The sequence below is a fragment of the Brevibacillus sp. SKDU10 genome (assembly GCF_001645205.1).
GTDB lineage: Bacteria > Bacillota > Bacilli > Brevibacillales > Brevibacillaceae > Brevibacillus_B > Brevibacillus_B halotolerans.
The window spans coordinates 71,794-78,468 of record NZ_LSSO01000141.1; the positions used below are offsets into that span (position 1 = coordinate 71,794).

Annotated in this window: 3 protein-coding genes; 2 read left to right on the forward strand and 1 reads right to left on the reverse strand. The window is 36.0% G+C overall.

Annotation, left to right across the window (positions count from 1 at the left end; all coding sequences use genetic code 11):
- The first annotated feature begins 748 nt into the window (after positions 1–748).
- Positions 749–2,272, forward strand: coding sequence for a malate:quinone oxidoreductase (locus AYJ08_RS09405; protein WP_255365458.1), 1,524 nt, complete (start codon positions 749–751; stop codon positions 2,270–2,272).
- A 360-nt stretch (positions 2,273–2,632) separates the two neighbouring features.
- Positions 2,633–3,928, forward strand: coding sequence for a hydroxylamine reductase (hcp, locus tag AYJ08_RS09410; protein ID WP_064017496.1), 1,296 nt, complete (start codon positions 2,633–2,635; stop codon positions 3,926–3,928).
- A gap of 837 nt (positions 3,929–4,765) precedes the next feature.
- Here the strand turns inward: hcp and AYJ08_RS09415 are convergent.
- On the reverse strand, positions 4,766–6,442 hold the full coding sequence (locus AYJ08_RS09415; RefSeq protein WP_064017497.1) for an AAA family ATPase: 1,677 nt from the start codon (positions 6,440–6,442) through the stop codon (positions 4,766–4,768).
- Positions 6,443–6,675: the final 233 nt, after the last annotated feature.

Below are 6,675 nucleotides of genomic sequence, written 5' to 3' on the forward strand. Positions count from 1 at the left end.
TAGTGACTTTTGTCTTAGTCATTTTATCTGAAGAGGCTGTTAATTCACGTTGGGTACAAGCGGAATGGGAGAATAAATATTGGGATGAGATAGTGAGAGACAGGTCAAGGTGCTTCCAATTTTGCACAAAAGTTGTTCTATTCCAGAACTACTGAAAACAAAGAAATATGCCGATTTTACCATTGACTATGATTTTGGACTGGAAAATTATTAGCCTCAATATCAATAGATTAAAAGTGGAGCGGTCGGACAATCAATACAAATATAATCTTTTGTTTCATGGACTTTGTACATACCTTATCAGAGCGTAAATCGTTTCAAGGTATTGATTCGGCCTGTAATTAAAGAAATACAGATGTCGAAATACAGAAAGAAGCTGGGACAAGTATCCTTTTGAATCGATGAAAAAATATGTTTACCAGTAAAAAAACAGCCAAGAACCATACCACAAATAATAACAAAAATTAGAGAATGTTTGTTCACTAATAACGGCAAACCAAAGCCTTAACCCTTGCAAAAAGCAGAGGTAAGGCCTTGGTTTTTATGTGTTCCCTGAGTATTGTGACGGACTTCTCACTTTTTTACCAGCCTTAAATGGTTTATAATTATCATAATAGTAGATATTTTGGGCTATAAATAATTATAATAGACTATGGTATGGTTATAATTGAGACAGAAAAGGTGTATTCCTAGATGGCGCCTTGCTTTTGTGACAAATAAGCTGAAGCGCCTACTCTTTTTTGCCAATATAGGGGATGGAGAGATTACAATGAGCAACATGCAGCAAAAAACAGACGTTATTTTAATTGGTGCGGGAATCATGAGCGCGACTTTGGGATCATTGCTCAAGGAGTTAGCACCCGAATGGGAAATCAAAGTGTTTGAAAAACTCGCAAACGCAGGAGAAGAAAGCTCTAACGAATGGAATAATGCGGGTACAGGTCATTCCGCACTGTGCGAGCTTAACTATACATCCGAAAAATCTGACGGATCTGTAGATATTAAAAAAGCGATAAAAATTAATGAACAGTTTCAGCTTTCCAGACAGTTTTGGTCCTACCTTGTAGAAAGCAATCTGATTCGTAATCCACAGGACTTTATCATGCCAATACCTCATATGAGTTTGGTTCAAGGGGAAACAAATGTAACATTTTTGAAAAAACGTTTTGAAGCGCTTTCAAAAAATCCATTGTTCCAAGGGATGGAATTTTCCGATGATCCTGAAAAGCTGAAGGAATGGATTCCGCTTATCATAGAAGGCCGTACATCAAATGAACCGATAGCGGCAACCAAAATCGACTCTGGAACAGATGTCAACTTTGGTGCCTTAACACGTATGCTGTTTGACCACTTACAGAGTAAAAATGTCGAGATTAACTACAAGCATAGCGTTAAGGATATTAAGCGTACTAGCGACGGCTTGTGGGAAGTCAAAGTGCATGATATCAATAGCGGTAAAATCCAACACCATACGGCAAAATTCGTCTTTATCGGCGGTGGCGGCGGAAGTCTGCCTTTACTCCAAAAAACCGGTATTCCCGAGTCAAAACATATTGGAGGATTCCCGGTAAGCGGACTATTTATGGTATGTAACAATCCGGAGGTTGTAGAGAAGCACCACGCTAAAGTATACGGTAAAGCTAAGGTTGGGGCTCCTCCAATGTCTGTTCCGCACCTTGATACAAGATATATCGACAACAAAAAAACATTGCTGTTTGGACCGTTTGCCGGCTTCTCACCAAAATTCCTAAAAACGGGTTCCAATTTTGATTTGATAGGTTCCGTAAAACCGAATAATGTCCTCACTATGTTGGCGGCGGGCGTAAAAGAGATGTCATTGACAAAATACCTGATCCAGCAGGTTATGTTATCGAATGAAAAGCGCATGGAAGACTTGCGCGAGTTTATCCCGAACGCTAAAAGCGAGGATTGGTATATCGTGGTAGCAGGCCAACGTGTGCAAGTTATCAAAGATACTGAGGCTGGCGGTAAAGGAACACTTCAATTTGGTACGGAAGTGGTTAGTGCCGCTGACGGCTCGATAGCTGCATTGCTAGGCGCTTCTCCGGGTGCTTCTACTTGCGTTCACGTTATGCTGGAGGTATTAGAAAAATGCTTCCCGCAACATATGAAAGATTGGGAATCGAAAATTAAAGAAATGATTCCTTCTTATGGCGTGTCACTAGTGGAAAACCCAGAGTTTTTCCAAGAGATTCTTGCTTCAACAGCGCAGACGCTTGGTCTAAGTGAAAAAGAACCAGCCTATAGCTAATTCTTTGGATGTAGAAACAAAGATATGTAATGAAAAAGTGTAGCAACATTTTTCATTAATGGATAATTGCTTCTATGATGAAGAGACTGAACAGCGATATTGGAAAAACAGGGAGAAAATAAAAAGCTACGTAAATAATAGGTATTATTGGCAAGAAAAAAAGAACTTTTGATCTATCTTTGGATCGAAGGTTCTTTTTTCATACCTCAACAGTGAGAGAGGCTGCGGAGAGCTTTGTAAATTTTTTTCACTCGCTTGTCACCGATTCTCCACCCTTTTTGTGAGCCGCATCACATCGAATAGGATGGCTGATTTTTATAATCAACTCATAAAGAGTAGAAGAGAAAAGGAGAGATCGTGATGTTCTGTTACCAATGCGAACAAACCCCGAGCGGTGGGTGTAAGGTGATCGGTGTCTGTGGGAAAACAGAGGAATTGGCTAGCATTCAAGACACGATCGTTTTTGCGTTAAAAGGGATTGCAGCGTATGCAACTCATGCCCGCCAACTGGGTTATATCGACTCTGAAGTGGATGGCATCACTCAGGAAGCGCTATATTTTACTTTGACTAACGTTAACTTTAATCTGGATGAGCATCTAAAAATGGCGATGAAGGTAGGTCAGGCCGCGATCAAGGTGATGGAGCTACTGGACAAAGCACATACCGAGCACTTCGGCATTCCGCAGCCTGTGACCGTATCACAAAATAAAATCGAAGGCAAATGCATTGTGGTTACTGGACATAATCTATTTGCACTAGAGGAATTGCTGAAACAGACAGAGGGAAAGGGCATAAACATCTTCACTCATTCCGAGATGCTGCCTGCTCACGGATATCCTGCCTTGAAAAAGTACCCGCATTTAAAAGGAAACATCGGCAAAGCATGGTTCGACCAACGACGGCTGTTTGAGGAGTTTCCAGGAGCGATTCTTGCGACTACAAACTGCGTGATGCCGATAAAAGGCAGTTACGCTGACCGGTTTTACTCCTACGATGTCGCTGGGTTGGAGGGAGTGACTAAGATTGAAAACGACGATTTTGCTCCACTGATCGAAAAAGCACTCTCCCTGCCAGAAGCAAATATCGAATCAGAGCTCACTCTAACTACTGGATACCATCATGAAACGGTATTAGGGCTTGCACCAGAGATTATTGATGCTGTGAAAGCAGGCAAGATCAAACGCTTCTTCGTAATCGCAGGGTGTGACGCACCGGGGAAAGGCGGCGAGTACTACCGGGAATTGGCGACTTCTTTACCAAAAGAAACAGTTATTCTTACCACGTCCTGTGGAAAGTTCCGTTTTAATGATGTGGACTATGGAACAGTGCCAGGAACCGATATTCCTCGCTACATTGATTTAGGGCAGTGCAATAACTCTGTATCTACAATTAAGATTGCAGCTGCTCTGGCAGACGCATTTGGCTGCGAGGTCAACGATTTGCCGGTTAGTATTGTGCTTTCCTGGTTTGAACAAAAAGCAGTGGCTATCCTGCTCGGGTTGTTCAGCTTGGGAATCAAGGATATTCGAATTGGTCCAAAGCTGCCTGAATTTATTCAACCAGGCGTGCTAACCGTTTTGCAGGATTTGTTTAATGTTAAACTGATCGGACATGCGCAGGAGGACATGAAACAAATGATGGGGATGACTCAATAAAAAAGCTTTTCTATACCTGCAAAGACAGTCTGAAGCTTGCTTTAGTTAGCTTTGGACTGTCTTTTTTTATTAAAAATCTGACTTTCCCGTTTGTAAGAAGTTGAATAGTCTACAACTTGAAGAAAAAATTGAGTCATAATTTTAAAAGTGATAGGAATGAATTTTTAAATAAAACAATAAGGGTTTGGAGATGATAGAGTATTTAGAGAGGAAAAAACATTTTTTTGAAGTATTGATCTTGGAATTTACATGAATATGACTTAGAAGTTTTTATGAAGTAAATAGAATTAAGAATAAAGGTGTTGTAAAAAGGATTGATTATTGCTTGGTTGAACAAATTACTGAGTCAAGAAAAATAAGAATTTATATGAATTTATAGAGAAATCACTTGGCATATATGATATATAGAAAGACCAAGCTAAATGTAGTATTAGTAACAATAACGGTTTAAGCCTATTCATATCTCTATTTTATATTAAGGTAAGTTAGTATAGTTATTATAAAATTTCGCAGTTATGACTATTAAGTGGAGCATTATCTTATGTGAGGGTGAAAAACTTTGTAAATAAAACAAGATCACTCTCTCTAGGGAGAAAGTGATCTTGTAAAATACAGTTTAAGGGATTTTCTCCATAATCAAGAGACGGTAGAATAACAGTGCTATAAAGATAAAAAAATCAGATTTTAACTGGGTTCTTTTTTGATAAGATTATTGTTTACTAAATATTTTTTGAAAGTTAAAGATAAAATTATTTGTTTGAAGTAAATATAGAAGACTCATACAAAATGTAAGTATAAAATAGCATTAATATTAAAGGCCAAAGAAATAATGTCGAATTAGATATCATGTACTAAATAAAATTTTCTTAGGTGGTTTAACGAGATATTAAATTGATAAATGAATTCTTCTAAATCATCAGGATTATCGTTCATCCAATACTTTACAATTTCGGTTTTCTCGAATATCGTCTTAAACTCATTGAACCAATTTTTATAGTGTTCTCTTATTTTTTTATCATTTGATCCGTTTAATCGATCCTCTATGTTTTTTAATAAATTATCTCTTACCAATTGTGTATGAAGTATTTCCTGATTATTTGTCCAGAAGGAATGGTCTGGTTCATTAACTAGTTGTTCAAGGTATAAGTGTATAATTCTTTCAGGGGATTCTTTACAAGGAAGAGCACATATATTATCGTGATTGTCTATAATTGAACTATAACTGTATTTACTTTTGACATCCCCATCTGGAACAATAATTACACCTTTAAAATAAGAGTCTTTTAAAGGGAGTTTTAAAAGTGTGTCACAATTAATATTTGTACTTATTGGAGTTAATCGTAAATCATCACGGTCTATTTTTTCGTGGGCATTATCCAAAATTGTATTAAAGAAATACTCTGCCTCATTATCTTCAAGATAAATCTTTATTTCTTGTTTGTTATCTTGAAAATTAGAAAATCGTAAGAACATGTCGTTTTTTATTTTTTTATAAGTTGGTTGATTCATTATTGTAGGGCTTATGGTATTTTGAATATAGACTACATTATAATATAAGTTACCATCTGCTGGGTTTTGACTACTCGTTATTTTTTTACCCATTACTTCTTTAATAACTGTAAGGGAGTGAGAAGTACAAATAATTTGTAGGTTTAGAGATTTTGAAGCTTGATCTAGTACGTTAATTAATTTTTCTTGAGCAGATGGATGAAGACATGCATCTAGTTCGTCGATTAGTAAGATTCCACCTTTATAGTTTTCACGAAGCTCTCGTTTTAGTTTTCTAAAAGAGATAAGGGATGTTAGAATAGAACTTAAACTATCTTGACCTAGTGAAACTGATTGGTACGGATAGTCCTTAAAATCTGGCCCAATGGAACTCTTAGTAGAGTGTCGAAGTTTTTGCTTTGAAACCCTTTCTTCTCCTAAACTTTCGTTTCCAATTATTAGCCTATACGTATCGTTTAAATATTTAATATCCTCTTCATGTACATTACTACTTGATGTTAGAGAGTATAGTTTTCGATCAGATTCTCCAATTGGTATTACTCTACTCATTCCAATATATATTGTTGGAATGGGAACTTTTCCACTAGCACCAACATTTAATATATTTTCATTTGTGATATTACCGTCTTCATTGGCATTTCTAGGTACTATTTTAAGTCGAGCATCATTATGTTTTGATATAGTACATTTTTTGTTTATTTTTTTATCTTCATAGTTGTAATTAAGAAGCACTGAATATTTTTTATCTTTTTCAGTTATGTAGTCACTTTTCAAATCCAGATGAAATATCTCTTGAAATTGACTTTGAAAGATTTTTTCAAAGTAACTTTTATGACCTTTTAGTTCGGAACCATTTGCAATTAAACCCAATATAGTTGATTTTCCAATACCGTTATGTCCTGCGATTACAGTAATTCTGTTAGCAATCATGAAGCTAATATTTATGAGTTTTCTAAACCTCAAAATATTTATCGAATTAATCTTGTTTCTAGATTTTGAAGTCATAAAAATCTCCTCCATAAAACAATATAAAACTATTAATTTCCGGAAAATCATGGAACATCTAAGTTTAAAAAACATTTACTAGAAAGTATTCTCAATTATATATTATTAAATTATTTTTTTCAAAATTATTAACTGGAGTTTACGATTAGAGTTTTAAGGAAAGCTGAATTACAAGGTTTTTAAACTTGATTATTAAATAATTAAATTACTTTTCTATGAGGGATCTATTATAT